This window comes from Aliiroseovarius sp. B-4, assembly GCF_056857795.1.
Window position 1 is genome coordinate 562,989 of sequence record NZ_JBSXNV010000041.1, and the last position, 13,884, is coordinate 576,872.

The 13,884-nt window shown below is 57.4% G+C and carries 16 protein-coding genes; 4 read left to right on the forward strand and 12 right to left on the reverse strand.

Annotation, left to right across the window (positions count from 1 at the left end; genetic code table 11):
• The first annotated feature begins 148 nt into the window (after positions 1–148).
• The 3 genes from AC13C8_RS18145 to AC13C8_RS18155 all read left to right on the forward strand — a co-directional run bounded on the left by AC13C8_RS18145 (position 149) and on the right by AC13C8_RS18155 (position 1,299).
• Positions 149–361 (forward strand): helix-turn-helix domain-containing protein, encoded by a 213-nt coding sequence (locus AC13C8_RS18145; protein WP_108785920.1) that lies wholly within the window; start codon positions 149–151, stop codon positions 359–361.
• A 2-nt stretch (positions 362–363) separates the two neighbouring features.
• Complete coding sequence (locus tag AC13C8_RS18150; protein WP_215989586.1) at positions 364–564, forward strand: hypothetical protein; 201 nt, start codon at positions 364–366, stop codon at positions 562–564.
• Between the two features lie 318 nt (positions 565–882).
• Entirely contained in the window at positions 883–1,299 is a 417-nt protein-coding gene (locus tag AC13C8_RS18155; RefSeq protein WP_035257155.1) for a GFA family protein, read from the forward strand.
• 380 nt (positions 1,300–1,679) lie between these two features.
• Here the strand turns inward: AC13C8_RS18155 and AC13C8_RS18160 are convergent, their stop codons facing one another.
• The 5 genes from AC13C8_RS18160 to AC13C8_RS18180 all read right to left on the reverse strand — a co-directional run bounded on the left by AC13C8_RS18160 (position 1,680) and on the right by AC13C8_RS18180 (position 6,564).
• Positions 1,680–2,135 carry a hypothetical protein gene (locus AC13C8_RS18160; protein ID WP_482848606.1) on the reverse strand — a complete coding sequence of 152 codons (456 nt, stop codon included), beginning with the start codon at positions 2,133–2,135 and terminating at the stop codon, positions 1,680–1,682.
• 14 nt (positions 2,136–2,149) lie between these two features.
• Positions 2,150–3,097 carry a hypothetical protein gene (locus AC13C8_RS18165; RefSeq protein ID WP_482848607.1) on the reverse strand — a complete coding sequence of 316 codons (948 nt, stop codon included), beginning with the start codon at positions 3,095–3,097 and terminating at the stop codon, positions 2,150–2,152.
• Between the two features lie 3 nt (positions 3,098–3,100).
• Entirely contained in the window at positions 3,101–4,750 is a 1,650-nt protein-coding gene (locus AC13C8_RS18170; RefSeq protein ID WP_482848608.1) for a hypothetical protein, read from the reverse strand.
• 11 nt (positions 4,751–4,761) lie between these two features.
• Positions 4,762–5,034: a hypothetical protein gene (locus tag AC13C8_RS18175; protein WP_482848609.1), complete on the reverse strand. Its 273-nt coding sequence runs from the start codon at positions 5,032–5,034 to the stop codon at positions 4,762–4,764.
• A 489-nt stretch (positions 5,035–5,523) separates the two neighbouring features.
• Positions 5,524–6,564 (reverse strand): alpha/beta hydrolase, encoded by a 1,041-nt coding sequence (locus AC13C8_RS18180; RefSeq protein WP_482848610.1) that lies wholly within the window; start codon positions 6,562–6,564, stop codon positions 5,524–5,526.
• Positions 6,565–6,649: 85 nt separating this feature from the next.
• Between AC13C8_RS18180 and AC13C8_RS18185 the strand changes: the two genes are divergently transcribed.
• Positions 6,650–7,474, forward strand: a complete 825-nt coding sequence (locus tag AC13C8_RS18185; RefSeq protein ID WP_482848611.1) for a helix-turn-helix domain-containing protein — start codon at positions 6,650–6,652, stop codon at positions 7,472–7,474.
• A 386-nt stretch (positions 7,475–7,860) separates the two neighbouring features.
• On the opposite strand, the gene AC13C8_RS18190 is transcribed toward AC13C8_RS18185, so the two are convergent.
• From AC13C8_RS18190 to AC13C8_RS18220, 7 genes are read right to left on the reverse strand one after another with little or no spacing between them, the layout of a single operon-like run.
• Entirely contained in the window at positions 7,861–8,589 is a 729-nt protein-coding gene (locus AC13C8_RS18190) for a GNAT family N-acetyltransferase (RefSeq protein WP_067547894.1), read from the reverse strand.
• Positions 8,586–9,740, reverse strand: a complete 1,155-nt coding sequence (menC, locus tag AC13C8_RS18195) for an o-succinylbenzoate synthase (protein WP_231014192.1) — start codon at positions 9,738–9,740, stop codon at positions 8,586–8,588. Before menC ends, AC13C8_RS18190 begins: the two co-directional genes overlap by 4 nt.
• Before the next feature lie 27 nt (positions 9,741–9,767).
• Complete coding sequence (locus AC13C8_RS18200) at positions 9,768–10,526, reverse strand: ABC transporter ATP-binding protein (protein WP_067547897.1); 759 nt, start codon at positions 10,524–10,526, stop codon at positions 9,768–9,770.
• A complete protein-coding gene (locus tag AC13C8_RS18205) occupies positions 10,523–11,257 on the reverse strand; it encodes an ABC transporter permease (protein WP_072704673.1) in 735 nt (244 codons plus the stop codon). Before AC13C8_RS18205 ends, AC13C8_RS18200 begins: the two co-directional genes overlap by 4 nt.
• The gene (locus tag AC13C8_RS18210) at positions 11,257–11,967 is read right to left on the reverse strand and encodes an ABC transporter permease (RefSeq protein WP_482848612.1); all 711 of its coding nucleotides are present in this window, start codon (positions 11,965–11,967) and stop codon (positions 11,257–11,259) included. The genes AC13C8_RS18205 and AC13C8_RS18210 overlap by 1 nt, the downstream gene beginning before the upstream one ends.
• Before the next feature lie 33 nt (positions 11,968–12,000).
• Entirely contained in the window at positions 12,001–12,786 is a 786-nt protein-coding gene (locus AC13C8_RS18215; protein WP_482848613.1) for an ABC transporter substrate-binding protein, read from the reverse strand.
• A gap of 31 nt (positions 12,787–12,817) precedes the next feature.
• Positions 12,818–13,696 carry a MurR/RpiR family transcriptional regulator gene (locus tag AC13C8_RS18220; protein ID WP_067547905.1) on the reverse strand — a complete coding sequence of 293 codons (879 nt, stop codon included), beginning with the start codon at positions 13,694–13,696 and terminating at the stop codon, positions 12,818–12,820.
• Between the last annotated feature and the right edge of the window lie 188 nt (positions 13,697–13,884).

The window sequence follows — 13,884 nt, forward strand, 5'->3', positions numbered from 1 at the left end:
GCCTTTTGATTACATTATTGCACTATTGTTACCCTACCGCCACTCTCTGCCTTTACACCATATGCGAGCATGCTCTTTGTGAGGCTCGCGCGCGTTTTGTGGAATATATTCCGTAGAGCGGTTCTTGTGATCTGGCCGAATACAGGCCATGAAATTTCGAGAACGAGTAGGGTTAAATATCCGGAATCTAAGAAATTCCAGAGGATTGAGCCAAGAACAACTAGGCTTAGCTGCGGAAGTCGATCGCAGCTATATCAGCGAGATCGAACTCGCTAGGAATTCAGCATCGCTCGATGTTCTGGAGAGGATCGCAGATGCTCTCGGCGTCGATCCCAAGGAATTGTGTAACGAGAGGGGCTAGTTATGCCCGAACATGAAAGTGTTCGCTTAACGGCCGAAGCCATCGGCCGCATTACGTGTATAAAGACAGGCGAAGAAATCGGCCTGCTGTATCGGTGGGACAATGGCGAGACGCAGGCAGCGATCTATGAGAACGGCTCGATCGAGTTGCCGGACTACCAAAATCAGGTCAGGGAACCAAGCCTTTCCGCAAAGCGCAGCTAACGGCCGGTAGACCCATTTCGACCGATTCTGCGCTTGGCATGAGTGGGTGAGAACCACAGCGCGTTGCTGACATTGGCCGTGGCAAGGACGGCCCACAGCCGCCGTCCGCCGACCGGCCGGGATGCTGCGGTAGCAGCGCGCGTTGCTGACATTGGCGGCGTGCGCAAAATCGAGGCGATGGCGAACAGGTGGTATGCGGACAAACCTGCCCTTGACCGCCGATGATCCAAGGACCGTTTTCCCAGTAAAGCCATGCAGGACCTTAAGGGTGTTGCGAAATAAGTTCACTTTCCTAAGGTACACTTGGGAGGAATACTTATGTTGCCAGAACAGTTCACCGGTGGATGCGCTTGCGGAGCAATTCGATACAGGTCCGAAGGTGTCGCCCGCTACATGGGGAATTGCCATTGCCGTGATTGCCAGCAGGCAACTGGAAGTGCATATTTTCCGGCTGTCCTGGTGAAACAGGCAGATTTCAAGCTCGAAAAAGGGGAACCGAAGTGGTTCGAGCGCCGAGCTGATCGCGGCCATGCCATGCTTCGCGGCTTCTGTTCTGACTGTGGGTCTCCGCTGTTCCTGATCAACAAGGCAAGTGAAGGGGCTATGATCCTGTTTGCGGGGAGCCTGGATGATCCGAGCTGGTACACGCCAAGCCGTGACATTTACGTCAGCAGCGCACAGCCGTGGGATAAGATGGACCCCAATCTTCCGAAAGCAGATGGAATGCCTGCCTGATTTTTCTAATGTCGCTGTTCTTGCCGACATCAGTCGGAAGCTGATATTCGCTGCGCCGTGCCTGAACAGGTAAGGAGCGGACGGAGCGGGCTTTCGCTGCAAATGCGCGAATGTCTGCTCGCGAGAAAGTCGCCAAGTTCGTAAATTTTCCGGAATAAGAAGCATCTTCTACTCCTCAGGGCAGAACCTGTAATAACCCCCAAAACCATCATGAACTGAACAACATGCTTCTCAGAAAAAAGAAGAAAATTACCAACGCCACGCCGAGCACAGCGATAGCAAAAAGGCCTCCCAGAATTGCGCCGAGCGGTCGGTGAAAGATCAAGATGAGAACGACAAGGAAGAATGTGACAAGGTTTTCCATTTGGCGGTTTTTCTCCCTATCCGTCCTGCGGATCAGTGCACCCGATGTTCCTGGGGTTGTTTTTCGCGTTCTGCTCAGCGAAGGCAGCTTCACCTGCGGCGCGTGCATCTTTGATATGGTGGAATTTTTCAGGAAGTTGCTGACTAAGGATTTCAACAGAGTAAACGTCCTTTTCGACAGTGGAGTGGTTGGCGCGCTTGAATATCTTTCCAACGACGCGACCTTCGTGAAATGCTCGAAAGGTGAATATTTTATTGTGCGGACGCTTCTCCCATTCGAGCAGGCCGGTCACCTCAAGGCGTTGCGACCTGTCATTGGTGTCCTCAAAGGCATTCAGGGCATCGAGTACACGGCGAGCGCTCCTGTCTTCCGGAGATATTTTTAACTTGTTTCCGGCGTTTTCGCGTAGATTGGTACGCGATTTTGCATCCATAGATGGAATGCGGGCAATGATGGAATCGATATGGCTCATGGGTTTTCCTTTGTTCAAACCTGAAACGTTTCAGCTCTGCTATTCCACCAAGCGGTGAGTTTGCGAGCGGCCTCCAACCCCTCTTCAACTTTCAAGACTTGCGCGTCGACGGGCTGCTGGATGTCGAGCTGCGGCGTGTCGAGTACAAGACCTAGAGATTGCCCAGCGGGGCGGATGTATCCTCCGATTTCCGACAATGATTGCGGGGCGGCGATACTACCTGCCAGACGACCCAATCCGCCCAGCATGATCTTGACCGAAGCTGACGGCGCGCCAAGGTCACGGCATTGGAGAGACATACGCGGGCGTGGCAAGTGCGACCAATTCTTCAGTGTGCGCGGCACATCGAAATAGATCGTATTGGAGCCGCCCGGCCGCACGCCGTTCCCATTCGGATTTTTCTTGATGATCAGCTCGGGGAAATGCAGAGATGCGAAGGTCTTAAGATCAGCATGGAAGGCACCGCTGCTGGCGTTTGGAATCGGATCGTAAGGTGTAGCAGCCTGCGCGATGGCCGCATCGAGAAGCTCCAGATCCTCACCGTTCAGAGCGCCGCGTAGCGCTTCATAGCTGACAAGATGATCGAAGGCGTCCGCATAACGGGTGCCAACCAAGTAAAGATCAGGTGCGAGCAAGACAGAAGCAGCTTTTTGCCTCCGGTTCCTGAGGGCCTCCACGCTGGCGCGGTAGCGTTCGGGCTGAGGCTTGCCTGTGCTGGTGACGCTGTACCCCGCGTCGATCTTGTTCTCGACCAGAAGGATCGTTCCATCGGCGCGAGTGATTTCCAGATCGATACTGCCGCGGTGTCCGGTGCCCCGGTGACGGGTCTGGGTGGACAAATCGATGATCGGGTTCGCCAGACGCCCGTCGACGGCGTTCAGGAAGGTCGTGGCGAAGGCCGGATTATCGACCAGGGCTCTGGCAAAAAGTGCATCTGTCTGGCGTTCGTAAATGCGGGTCATGAGTCAGTCTCTCTGTTCTTTCTCTTCAGCCTTCCAGCGCTTCAGTAGCGCATTGCTGTGTTGTTCGCGTGCGTGGTGCCATTCGGTCTGCAAGGCCCCAACTTGGTCTTTCAGCCGATCAATGGCGGCCTGAAAAGCCTCTTCGATCAAGCCATTGTGCAAACAGCACTCTATCCAAGTCGCGAAGCTGAAATCGGGAAAACTCAACTCATGAATCGGCGGAAGATTGCGGTACCATTTGCCTTCCAGGTTGGCCGTGTCAAAGTTCGAACGGTTCCAGGGACACACGCCTGCTTCAATTTCGAGACGCCAGTCTTGGGTCAACCAGTGACGCAGATAAGGCGCCGTTGCCGGGGTGTAGGATAGATACCAAGGCTCGCTGCACCAGTCTCCAGGGTGGCGGACCGGATCTGGATCGAAGCACCAACCGGTGGTTTCCGGGTCTCGCTCTACAAAGCGATCCAACCAACTTTCGTCTTCATCCTCCAGCACGAGACGCAACCGCCAGAGCACGCCATTCCGGTCGCAAATATGCGGCCAGATTTGCCCACCATCCTCGGCACGGGCATAAAACAGCCCACGCTGTAGGTCAGGTTCATACCCACCGATGACATGATGCCGACCTGCGAACGGAGACTCCTCTTGGAACTCGACCTCGACCCTCGGGCGGGATTCGATCGCAGCGGCAAAGCCTCCATGGCCATCGGGCACAAGGCAGAGCCTGAGTTCACGCGACCAGATAAGTTTTCCCTCCGCCTTGCGTAGGCTGGGCGCGTCTTCCGGGACATTGTAGTGATTGCCCCACATTGCCGCTCCGACATGCGGGTAATCGCCATCCGCAATGCGCTTCGCATCTTCCTGTCGCAGCATTGCTTCAGGTGCCAAGGCAAACTCGGCCTCCCCTACAAGATAAGGAATGTAAAGCAGCGGAATAGACGGGAAGGGAAACACCTCTTCGAAATAGAGGCTTTCCTCACAGACAGGGCTGATCGGGCTGTCGATCGCCTCCATGCAGATTGTGTCGTTTGTGACTGGGACCAGCCGTTCCTCGAAAATCTCCCACCGACAGCTCATGCGGTGAACGGCGTCGAAAGTAGCACCCAACCGGTTTTTGCGAGCCAGGTTTTCGCAAAGTGCATTGAGCAATATCGCGAGGGTTTCGGCGGGCCGGTCATCTTGCGGCGCAACATCTGGTCGTGCCGTCGGTCGTGACCAGACAGAGAGATCGCGCATCATGTCGAGCTTCCAATTGTCCGAGTCCACTTCGCAATGCTCTGCGGCGACAGTGACCCCCACGAGGTAAGGTTCCAGCGCCTTCTGAGGCGTGCTCTTTCTTTCATAAGCGTCCGTCAGATCTTGCTGGAACGGATCCTCGCTGCGTCGCAGGGTCCAGTTTGTCAGGCGAAACTCCTGGCGCTTCCCGTGTGGCCTCTGGAGACGTGCAAAAACGCGATCCTGAAAGATTGCCTTACGCAATCCTGCCTTGTTCGCTTGGTTCCAGGCCCGTGTCAGGTGAAACGCGGCTTTGAGTCGGTCCCTCGGGCCGAGTTTCGTTCCAGAACCGACTGCCTCTTGTTCGAATTGACGAAGCCTGTTGACCTCTGTCGAACGCAGTGCCTTGCGGGCCTCGTCTTTGTTTTGTTGAGATTCCATATTGCGCCTCTTCAGTTTTTGCGCCGGTAGCGGCGACCTGCGGGTCCATCATGAAGTGGCATGACCGTTACAATCCGTGCCGTATCTTCGCTCCAGATGATCGCGTAGCGGCCAAGCCGGTCATCGATGTTCAGCCGCTCAGAGCGCCGACGGCTCACACGCAATAAAGTGCAGTTGTCTCCGATGGGATGCTCTACATCTGCATGAATAAGAATGTCCTCGACAAAGCGGGCCGTTACACCGCGTTGTGAAGCACGAGTTCGGCTATGTTCAGAATGTATCATCGAATTCTCCGTCGTATCTGCTCATTGAAGATGCGCGAGGGCAGTATGGATTTCGAGTCAGATTCTGATTCTCAGAAGATTATTTTTCGGACTCTACTGTGTAGTATTTTCAGACTCTGTTCGTTGCAAACCCTCTCATAGCAAACCCAGAGAACTGAGCACAGAAACAAGAACTTGCTTTCCAATAGGAGTTGGCAATCTCCTTAGCGGGCATTCATTCACGTTGCAGCATCACGCGAATTGGGCTCATTCTGGACCTCAGATGCAGCGCAGCATCTGCTCAATCTTTGCTGTTGTTGGCGACATGAACGGCCCATTCCTGCCGTTGGCCGAACGTTCAGCACGCCGCGGTGCGGCCCGCCACAGCCGCCATTCGCTGCAGATGCATGATCTGACGAAGGGTCTAGGTCCGGACCGCGGGACAAAGCACCACTTCGCTTCGAGTATGCCAATGGCTGCGTTACATCGATCAGCTTGTTTACTCCATGGTCATACGACGGTGACACCAGGTAGGCCGCGTAAAGGGGGGGCTGCGTGAAGGTGGCTATCAATTGCCTGCCTGATCCTCGCCAACGCGGCCTGCGATGACTTCGTCATGCTATCGTAGGCCTGAAAGTCATGCGGCATGTCGGGCCAGAGATCGAGCATCACCTTGGCACCTTTCGCTTTCTGCTCTCGTGCGAAGTCCATGATCATATCTCGCAATACTTCCCGTCCTCCGGCTTGCAGGTAGAGCGGGGCAAGGCCGTTGTAGTCATACGAGATCGGCGACAAGACTTCCCGCCCATACGCCTGATCTGGGTCTAGCCAGCGGCCGAACTGGAGTGCCATCCAGCCCTGCACCAGATCGGTGGGATCGTTATCGCGCAAGCTGGCGCCACGATCCCCGATATCCGTCCAGGGGCACAGACCGATACAGAGCGCGGGCTGAGGCTTTCCTTGCGCCTTGAGCGCCTGAAGCAGCATCAACGCCATATGCCCGCCTGCGCTGTCGCCAATAACGGCGATCTTTTCCGCGGGCACCTGCGCCGACAAATAGTCCCACGCCGCCATGGCATCTTCGGCCTGAGCCGGATGGGGATGCTCTGGTGTCAGGCGGTAGTCGGGTGCGAACAACCGTGCAGCGGTATGATGCGCCAGCATTTGCGCGAAACGACCACTTACCCCGCTGTGGAAGGTATATCCGCCCCCATGGAAATATAGCAGGACCGCGTCGCTATTGCGGTGTTTTGGATCATACCAACGCCCGTTGCCCGCGTGCGCATTCGATGATGAGACCGCATAAATATCGTCCGTCTGCAGTTGCACACTGTCAAACAGTTCGCGCCCTTCATTGATGTCAGAGTGGCGCATAGCCTCGGTGAATTGGTGGCGAACAAACCGGATTCCGGTTTCCATGTTTGCGTCCCAATCCTTGGCCATGTGGCGACCGAAACTATGCCGGATCGACGTTAGAATCGCGATCTGGCTCAGCTTCGCAAGGCTGCGCAACCGTAGCGACAACGGTCCTGAATAGACTAATTTACCCATATTGAAGTCCCTTTGCTTGTTTGGGACTTTTTTGTCTCAATGGGGGATGCGAATTATAGAACAGTTTCGACACTAGGAGTTTTTGATGCCGCCGATCTCAAAGTTGTTCCTGCCGACGCCTGACTTGGCAAGCTGCCTTATGGCCGGAATCTATCGGGATACACGCGGGGCGAACCTGTCTGATGCAGATCGGATGAACCATTTTCCTTCGTCACCGCTGGTTGCGGCCACTTTTGTGCAGCTCGGGAAGCTTCACATGCTGCCCGCTGGCACAGGATGGCAGGAGGCCGCGCAAACGTCGCCGCTTCCCCGAAAATCTGTGATCTCACCCCAAGATGTGCCGGTGACCAGTTGGGCGCAGGGTGATGTCGTTGCGCTGACAGTCGGGATCTACCCTGATGCGTGGCGCGCACTCGGTGGTGATGATGCATGCTCAATTCTACCACCCGTGTTGGATGAGGCGATTGAGCGTTTCGACTACGCAGGTACTGCGGCAGAAGGCTGGGCCGCGCTTTGCGATAAGCTCGAGAACGCTTGGCGCGCCGCAAGATCAGATAGCTGGCATCCTGTCGCCCGCATTTCGGACTGGTCCACAGCTCTCGCGACCAGAGCCGCGCTTTCGGGAGCCGGTCGTAGCCTTCGGAGCATAGAGCGCAAAATCAAACGGTATTCGGGTCACACGCAAAGCAGTCTGAATTTCTTTTCGAACATTGAGCGACTCCACGAGCAATCGCAGCGTTCGGCGGGGCAGCCATTGGCAGAAATTGCTTTTGAAGCAGGGTATTCAGACCAGTCCCACATGGGGCGCTCTCTGCGCCGCGCGACGGGGTTTTCACCGGCAAGGCTCAACAAGGCGATCGAGACCGAAGAGTCTTTTTGGTGCTATCGATTGCTCGGTGAGCGTTTTTGAGTCCTGTACGTTTCCGGACATTCGTGTCCGGCGCAGTATCCGTGAGTATGGGCTCGTAGCTGTCATCCGACGCTTTCAGTCGGGCTTTTTCGACTGGTTGAAGTCCACGAAGGTCCGTAACGCGGACATTGCGGACCTGCTCGTTAGCAGCGAATGCACGTGCAGAAAGTCCAAATCGAAGTTCGCATCTGCAGCACCGAGAGTTCGGCAGCATCGCAGATTTCCCCATTCCGGTAATTCAGGAACAATGCGAAACATCAGCCACAAGCGCCATTGCCGCGCGAGCGGCTTCGTCCTTGAGCCTGATCCGGTCTCTGATCAAGGCAAGGGAGTGTTGCGCTGAGCGTGGCGGTCGTTCAGAAATCTGAAAATGCTGATCAATCGCATCACTGTTGGATCAGAAGATATGCGCAAGTGTCCACGTCAAACCCGACAATCCGATATCCCGCCTTAAAAGCTGTGGTCAACTCTTCGCGCACGCGCAGGCGTTCGGATATGGCTTTGTCCATGTCATGTGACAGCAAGCCTGCGAAATCAGCGGGGATTGTGATCTTCAGACTGCCTTCGGGCACATGAGGCTGCGCCACCGAAGGGTCAAGCCGCTGCACGACTTCAGGTGCGTTCAGATGCCATTCAGCAACGAGGCGGTCGGAGGGGACACCGGCATTGATGCCCTCCATCTCGCCATAATAATCTTCGTGGTAGATTCCCGCGGTCGCGCCAAGCCTTGCTATGTTGAGGCTTGCGTTGATGCGGCGCAGTGGATCATAGGTCCAGCGCACCACGTTTATGCCGCGCTGAAGGCACCAGTCGCGCTGATACCATTTCAGCTTTGCCCCCAACCCCATGCCTCGGCTGTCGGGATGCACGGCCAGCCTGTGCGAGTGTTGTGCGTCGGGTTGGCTTGTTGGGAAGCCAAACAGAAAACCCAGCATGCGCCCGTCTTTGAATGCGCCTGCAACAAGCCCCCCTTCATGCTGGATCGCCAGCATGATGTCTGAATTGTCGGACGGGTCATCCTCGCCCCAAACCTCTTTCTGAAAGCGCTCGGACCGTTTGAGTTCTGTGACCGAGTTCAGCTCGCGTATTGTGATGCCTGACTGTTCCACCTTCATGCGCCGATCTCCTCGACATGATCGGAGACGGTTTTCAGAAACCCTTGGTCGAGCGTGACGCCGATGCCGGGGCCGTTCGTGGGCACGGGCATTTCGCCGTTCGTGGCTTCGAGCGGTTCATTGATGATGTCGCGCTTGAAGTAGCGGCTGGCGCTGGAGGTGTCGCCGGGTTTGGTGAAGTTCGCGAGCGTCGCCAGATGGATGTTGTGCGCCCGCCCGATGCCGCTTTCCAGCATCCCGCCGCACCAGACCGGCGCATCAAAGGCGGCACAGGTGTCATGGATGGCACGGGCCGAGGCAAACCCGCCCACGCGTCCGACCTTGATGTTGATGACCCGCGCCGCACCGAGTTCGAGCGCGATGCGGGCGTCCTTGGCGCTGCGGATGCTCTCGTCAAGGCAGATCGCGGTCTTCAGCGCCGCCTGCACCTTCGCGTGGTCGTGGATGTCGTCATAGGCCAGCGGCTGCTCGATATAGTCGAGGCGGAAGTCGTCGAGCGCCTGCAACACCGGCAAGTCGGCCATCCCGTAGTCGGTATTGGCGTCCACGGTCAGCTTGATGTCGGGGTGGCGCGCCCGCACCGCTTCGACGATCTTGACGTCATGGCCCTGCGCGATCTTGAGCTTGGTGCGCTTGTAGCCATTCGCGACCGCCTCATCGACGCGTTCCAGCGTCTTCTCGACCGGCGCGATGCCAAGGCTGACGCCCACATCGACGCTGTCGCCGACGCCGCCAAGCGCGGCCTTCAGCGGGATGTTCAGGCTTTTGGCCCAGAGATCCCAGAATGCCATCTCGACCACCGCCTTGGCCATTCGGTTGCCGCGCCACGGGGCGAGGATCGGCTGAAGCTCATAAGGCGAGGCAAAGCGTTTGCCGACGATCTGCGGCAGCAGCACGTCGCGCAGGAAGGCCATCGCGCCGGGGATGGTTTCCTCAAGATAGTCCGGGGCCGGGTCCATCACCGCTTCGCCGATGCCCTCCAGCCCTTCGCCCTTCAGCACCAAAAGCGGAAAGGTCTTGGCCGTCATCGTGCCAGTCGAGATCACGAAGGGCGTCAGAAGTGGCAGGCTGACGATGCGAAGCTCGGCGGATTCGATCAGGATGCCTTGGTGCATCGCCCCGGCGGGCGGCGTTTCGGGTTTTTCCAGCATTTCGACAACTTCCTAGATTTTGGTGGATCACATGACCTTGGCGATGAACCGCTCGAACACCTCGGTCCTGGGGTTGGTGAACATCTCTTCGGGCGGGCCCTGTTCGGCGATGCGGCCTTCGTGCAGGAAGACGACTTCGGAGGAGACCTCGCGGGCAAAACCCATCTCGTGCGTCACGACGATCATCGTCCGACCTTCGGCGGCAAGATCCTGCATCACCTTCAGAACCTCGCCCACCAGTTCCGGGTCAAGCGCCGATGTTGGCTCGTCAAACAGGATTGCGTCGGGCTCCATCGCCAGTGCCCGGGCGATGGCCACACGCTGCTGCTGGCCGCCGGAAAGCTGCGATGGATACATGCCCATGCGCTCTTCCAGCCCGACACGCTTCAAAAGCGCCTCGGCCTTGTCGCGGGCTTCTGCCTTCGGTTGACGTTTGACCTGGACAGGGCCCTCCATCACGTTTTCCAGCACGGTGCGGTGGGTCCAGAGGTTGAACTGCTGGAAGACCATGCCAAGCCGGGCGCGGATTTCCTCGATATGGCGCACGTTCTGGGGCTTGCCATTCCGCACCAGGATTTCGTTGCCATGGACGGTCACCTTGCCCGATGTCGGTGTTTCAAGGAAGTTGAGACAGCGCAGGAAGGTCGACTTGCCGGACCCCGACGAGCCCAGGATCGAGATCACGTCGTGTTTCCGCGCTTCAAGCGAGATGCCCTTCAGGACTTCGACACTGCCGAACGACTTGTGGATGCCTTCGGCCTTCAAGATGATTTCCGTCTGGCTCATGCCTGGGGTTCCTTTGCGGGCTGTGCAGCGACGCGCGGTTTGTGATGGGCTTCGATGTGCCGGCTAAGGCGGCGTTCGGCCTGCCGCCAGATCAGGACGAAGATCGCGGTAATGCAGAGATAGATCAGGGCAGCCCACAGGTAGATCGAGAAATCGAAGGTGCGCGAAAAGATCTGGCGTGTTCGGCCCATGATGTCGAAAACGGTGACGACGCTTGCCAGCGCGCTGGCTTTCATCAACAGGATCACCTCGTTGCCGAGCGCAGGCCACGCGATACGATAGGCGTGCGGGAAGACAACGCGGCGGAGCGTCTTGAAACGAGTCATGCCGATGGCTTTGGCGGCCTCGATTTCACCTTGTGGCACACCCATGATGCCGCCGCGCAGGATCTCGGTCTGATAGGCGGTGGAGTTGAGCGCAAAAGCCAGCAGCGCACAGTTGAACGGGTCGCGGAAGAAGGTCCACAGCCCCCAGTCCTGCAAGATGGGTCGAAACTGGCCCGAGCCGTAGAATATCAGAAACAGCTGCGCGAGGATCGGCGTGCCGCGCATGAACGAGATGTAAAGCCTGAGTGGGGCCTGAGCCAGTGGCGCGGCATGGGTGCGGATCAGTGCGAAGCCTGGTGATACGAGCGCGGCAATAAGCGCGCCGAGGAAGGTCAGCTTGATCGTCATCAGCGTGCCGTCGAGCAACCGGGGCCAGTATTGGGCGATGATCTCGATCGGGTTCATCACACGGCCCTCCGGATGCCGCGATTGGCGCGACGTTCCATCCAATACAGCACCAGCTCGGACAAGACGCACATGACCCAGTAGATCAGGCAGGCCAGCAGATAGAACGTGAAAGGTTGCTTGGTGACGCCGACGGCGACCTTGGTCATGCGCATCAGGTCATCAAGCGCGATAACTGAAACAAGAGCAGTGTCCTTCAGCATGTTGATCCAGAGGTTGCCCAACCCCGGCAGCGCGAACCGCCAAAGCTGCGGCAACTGGATACGGCGGAAAATCTGGCCCTGGGTCATGCCGATGGCGCGCCCGGCCTCGGTCTGGCCCTTGTCGAGCGACTGGAACGCGCCGCGCAGCACTTCGCCCGCGAATGCGCCGAACACCATGCCAAGCGCAATGACACCGGCGGCGAAGGGGCTGAAATCCGTCGCCCCGCGTTCGGGGTTCCACCAGCGCAGCGCCATGTTCAAAAGCAACCCCACGCCGTTGTAGACAACGAAGAGCGTCAGGATCTCGGGCAGGCCGCGCATGATGGTGGTGTAGCCGAAACCCAGGAACCGCAGGAGGCCAAGGCGAGACATCGACGCGAACGCCGCCAGAAATCCAAGTAACAGGCCCACGGGAAGCGTGACGATCGCGAGTTGCACCGTGATCGCCAACCCCCGCAGGATTTCGTCCCCCCAGCCGGTATCGCCATATGAGAAGAGTTCAAACATGGGTCAGTCTTTCGGTCGGGGGAACGTATCGCGTCATCGCATCGTGTAGACGTCGATATCGAAATACTTGTCGTTGATGGCCTGATAGGTGCCATCCGCGCGGATTTCCATCAGTGCAGCGTTCAGTTTTTCGCGCAGTTCGTCGTCTTCCTGACGCACCGCGATGCCGACGCCGTCGCCGACAAATGCCGGGTCGGTGATCGGGTCACCCGCAAGTTCACAACAAGCACCATCATCGGACTTGGTCGTCCAATCGAGCATCGGAAGCATGTCGCCCACCTGCATGTCGATCCGGCCACTGGCCATGTCGAGGTTCACCTCGTCCTGGGTCGGGTAAAGGCGAATGTCGGCGTCTGGATAGGTGGCTTCAATGAAATCGGCCTGAGTGGTGCCGGATTGGGCACCGATGACCTTGCCGCTCAGCGCCTCGTTGCTGAATTCGGTGATGTCCGACCCGACGGGCACAACGTGGGTCATGGCCGCGAGGTAATAGGGATCGGTGAAGTCCACCTGTTTCTGGCGCTCTTCGGTGATGAACATCGACGCGATGATGAAGTCGTATTTGTTCGCCAGAAGGCCGGGAATGATCCCGTCCCAGTCCTGCGCGACAACCTCGCATTCCACTTCCATACGCTTGCACAGCTCAAGCCCGATTTCCACGTCGAAACCGGCGATTTTTCCGTCCGCTTCGATATAGTTGAACGGGGGGTAGGCGCCCTCTGTCCCGAGCCGCAGCGACTGCGCCCACGCCGAAGTCGCCATCGAGGCGGCAATGGCGGTCGTCGCCAGCACCGCGGCCAGTTTGTTCTTGAGTTTCATCTAGTTTCCTCCTCTTGGTTCTTGATTGTAGTTATTTCGCCACTTGCGCGACAGGGTCGCCCACATGGCCGGTAAAGCGCCCATAAAGCTCGGCGAATCTGCTCAGTCGATCTTCGACGTCACTTCCAAGCTCCATGAACACGCTGTTGATCAGCAGATTGCAGAGGCTCGCCATCTGCGCCGTGGAATCCCAGAACTGGTTGAACTGGGTCGGCACAGCGAAAACTTCGTCCGCGACGTCATGGCCCCAATCGCAGAATGGATCGGTGACAAGGGTCACGGGAATACCGGTTGCCTGCGCTTCCTGGGCCAGAACCTTGGCGAGCCGGGAATACCGGCGCGCTTCGAAAATCAAGAGGCAAGAGTCCTTGCCAGAGGCCAGAACCTCGGCAAAATTACCGCCCGCCAGGTCGACCAGTGACACCCCGTCGCGCACATATTGCATCTGGTTCGCGAAGTACTGGGCAATACCTCGTTCTGTCTGAAAGCCTGCCACATGGATGTTATTCGCGCTGGCAAGCCGTTTGACCACCCGAGGCCATTCGGGCATGCGGGCGCATTCATAGACGCTCACCACTGCCGCGATTTCCAACTCCATCCCACGTGTCAGATGCGCGTCACCCGCCGCGGCGCTTTTCTGTAATTCCTTCAGCCGGTCGCTCATGAGCCAGGGATAGTCCGCGATATCACCCTTCAGGTGATCCTTGAGGTTCTTGAAGCTTGTATACCCGATGGAGCGGCAGAACCGCCCGACTGTCGCCTCGCTGACCCCGACCTTTTTCGCGATGCTTGCGGCTGTTTCGAATGGCAAATCCGCCAAGGCGCCGCTCATGTAGCTGGCAATCGCCTTATCCGCTTTCGTCCCCTCCTTCAGGGCATTGGACAGGCGGGTCTTTATTGGAAGTGACAAAGGCGGGCCTTTCGGAATCAAGTGGATAAGTAGCATAAGGAATGAAAGATATATTTCATATAGTCAACCATTTTATAGTTCTGTCATTTTGATTTTGTTATTCTGGCTTTCGCAAACAAGCAGATCATGTCGCCCATTTTAAAATCCGTGCCTGGCGCGAAACCACCGTTCTTGCGAGGCGCAAGGAA

What these genes read in the sequence shown, in the direction of transcription:
- AC13C8_RS18150 (WP_215989586.1), top strand. Translation starts at nt 364, where the DNA reads ATGCCCGAACATGAAAGTGTTCGCTTAACGGCCGAAGCCATCGGCCGC.
- menC (WP_231014192.1), bottom strand. Translation starts at nt 9,740, where the DNA reads ATGCTGGAAAAACCCGAAACGCCGCCCGCCGGGGCGATGCACCAAGGC.
- AC13C8_RS18155 (WP_035257155.1), top strand. Translation starts at nt 883, where the DNA reads ATGTTGCCAGAACAGTTCACCGGTGGATGCGCTTGCGGAGCAATTCGA.
- AC13C8_RS18175 (WP_482848609.1), bottom strand. Translation starts at nt 5,034, where the DNA reads ATGATACATTCTGAACATAGCCGAACTCGTGCTTCACAACGCGGTGTA.
- AC13C8_RS18170 (WP_482848608.1), bottom strand. Translation starts at nt 4,750, where the DNA reads ATGGAATCTCAACAAAACAAAGACGAGGCCCGCAAGGCACTGCGTTCG.
- AC13C8_RS18215 (WP_482848613.1), bottom strand. Translation starts at nt 12,786, where the DNA reads ATGAAACTCAAGAACAAACTGGCCGCGGTGCTGGCGACGACCGCCATT.
- AC13C8_RS18185 (WP_482848611.1), top strand. Translation starts at nt 6,650, where the DNA reads ATGCCGCCGATCTCAAAGTTGTTCCTGCCGACGCCTGACTTGGCAAGC.
- AC13C8_RS18205 (WP_072704673.1), bottom strand. Translation starts at nt 11,257, where the DNA reads ATGAACCCGATCGAGATCATCGCCCAATACTGGCCCCGGTTGCTCGAC.
- AC13C8_RS18165 (WP_482848607.1), bottom strand. Translation starts at nt 3,097, where the DNA reads ATGACCCGCATTTACGAACGCCAGACAGATGCACTTTTTGCCAGAGCC.
- AC13C8_RS18190 (WP_067547894.1), bottom strand. Translation starts at nt 8,589, where the DNA reads ATGAAGGTGGAACAGTCAGGCATCACAATACGCGAGCTGAACTCGGTC.
- AC13C8_RS18200 (WP_067547897.1), bottom strand. Translation starts at nt 10,526, where the DNA reads ATGAGCCAGACGGAAATCATCTTGAAGGCCGAAGGCATCCACAAGTCG.
- AC13C8_RS18210 (WP_482848612.1), bottom strand. Translation starts at nt 11,967, where the DNA reads ATGTTTGAACTCTTCTCATATGGCGATACCGGCTGGGGGGACGAAATC.
- AC13C8_RS18160 (WP_482848606.1), bottom strand. Translation starts at nt 2,135, where the DNA reads ATGAGCCATATCGATTCCATCATTGCCCGCATTCCATCTATGGATGCA.
- AC13C8_RS18145 (WP_108785920.1), top strand. Translation starts at nt 149, where the DNA reads ATGAAATTTCGAGAACGAGTAGGGTTAAATATCCGGAATCTAAGAAAT.
- AC13C8_RS18180 (WP_482848610.1), bottom strand. Translation starts at nt 6,564, where the DNA reads ATGGGTAAATTAGTCTATTCAGGACCGTTGTCGCTACGGTTGCGCAGC.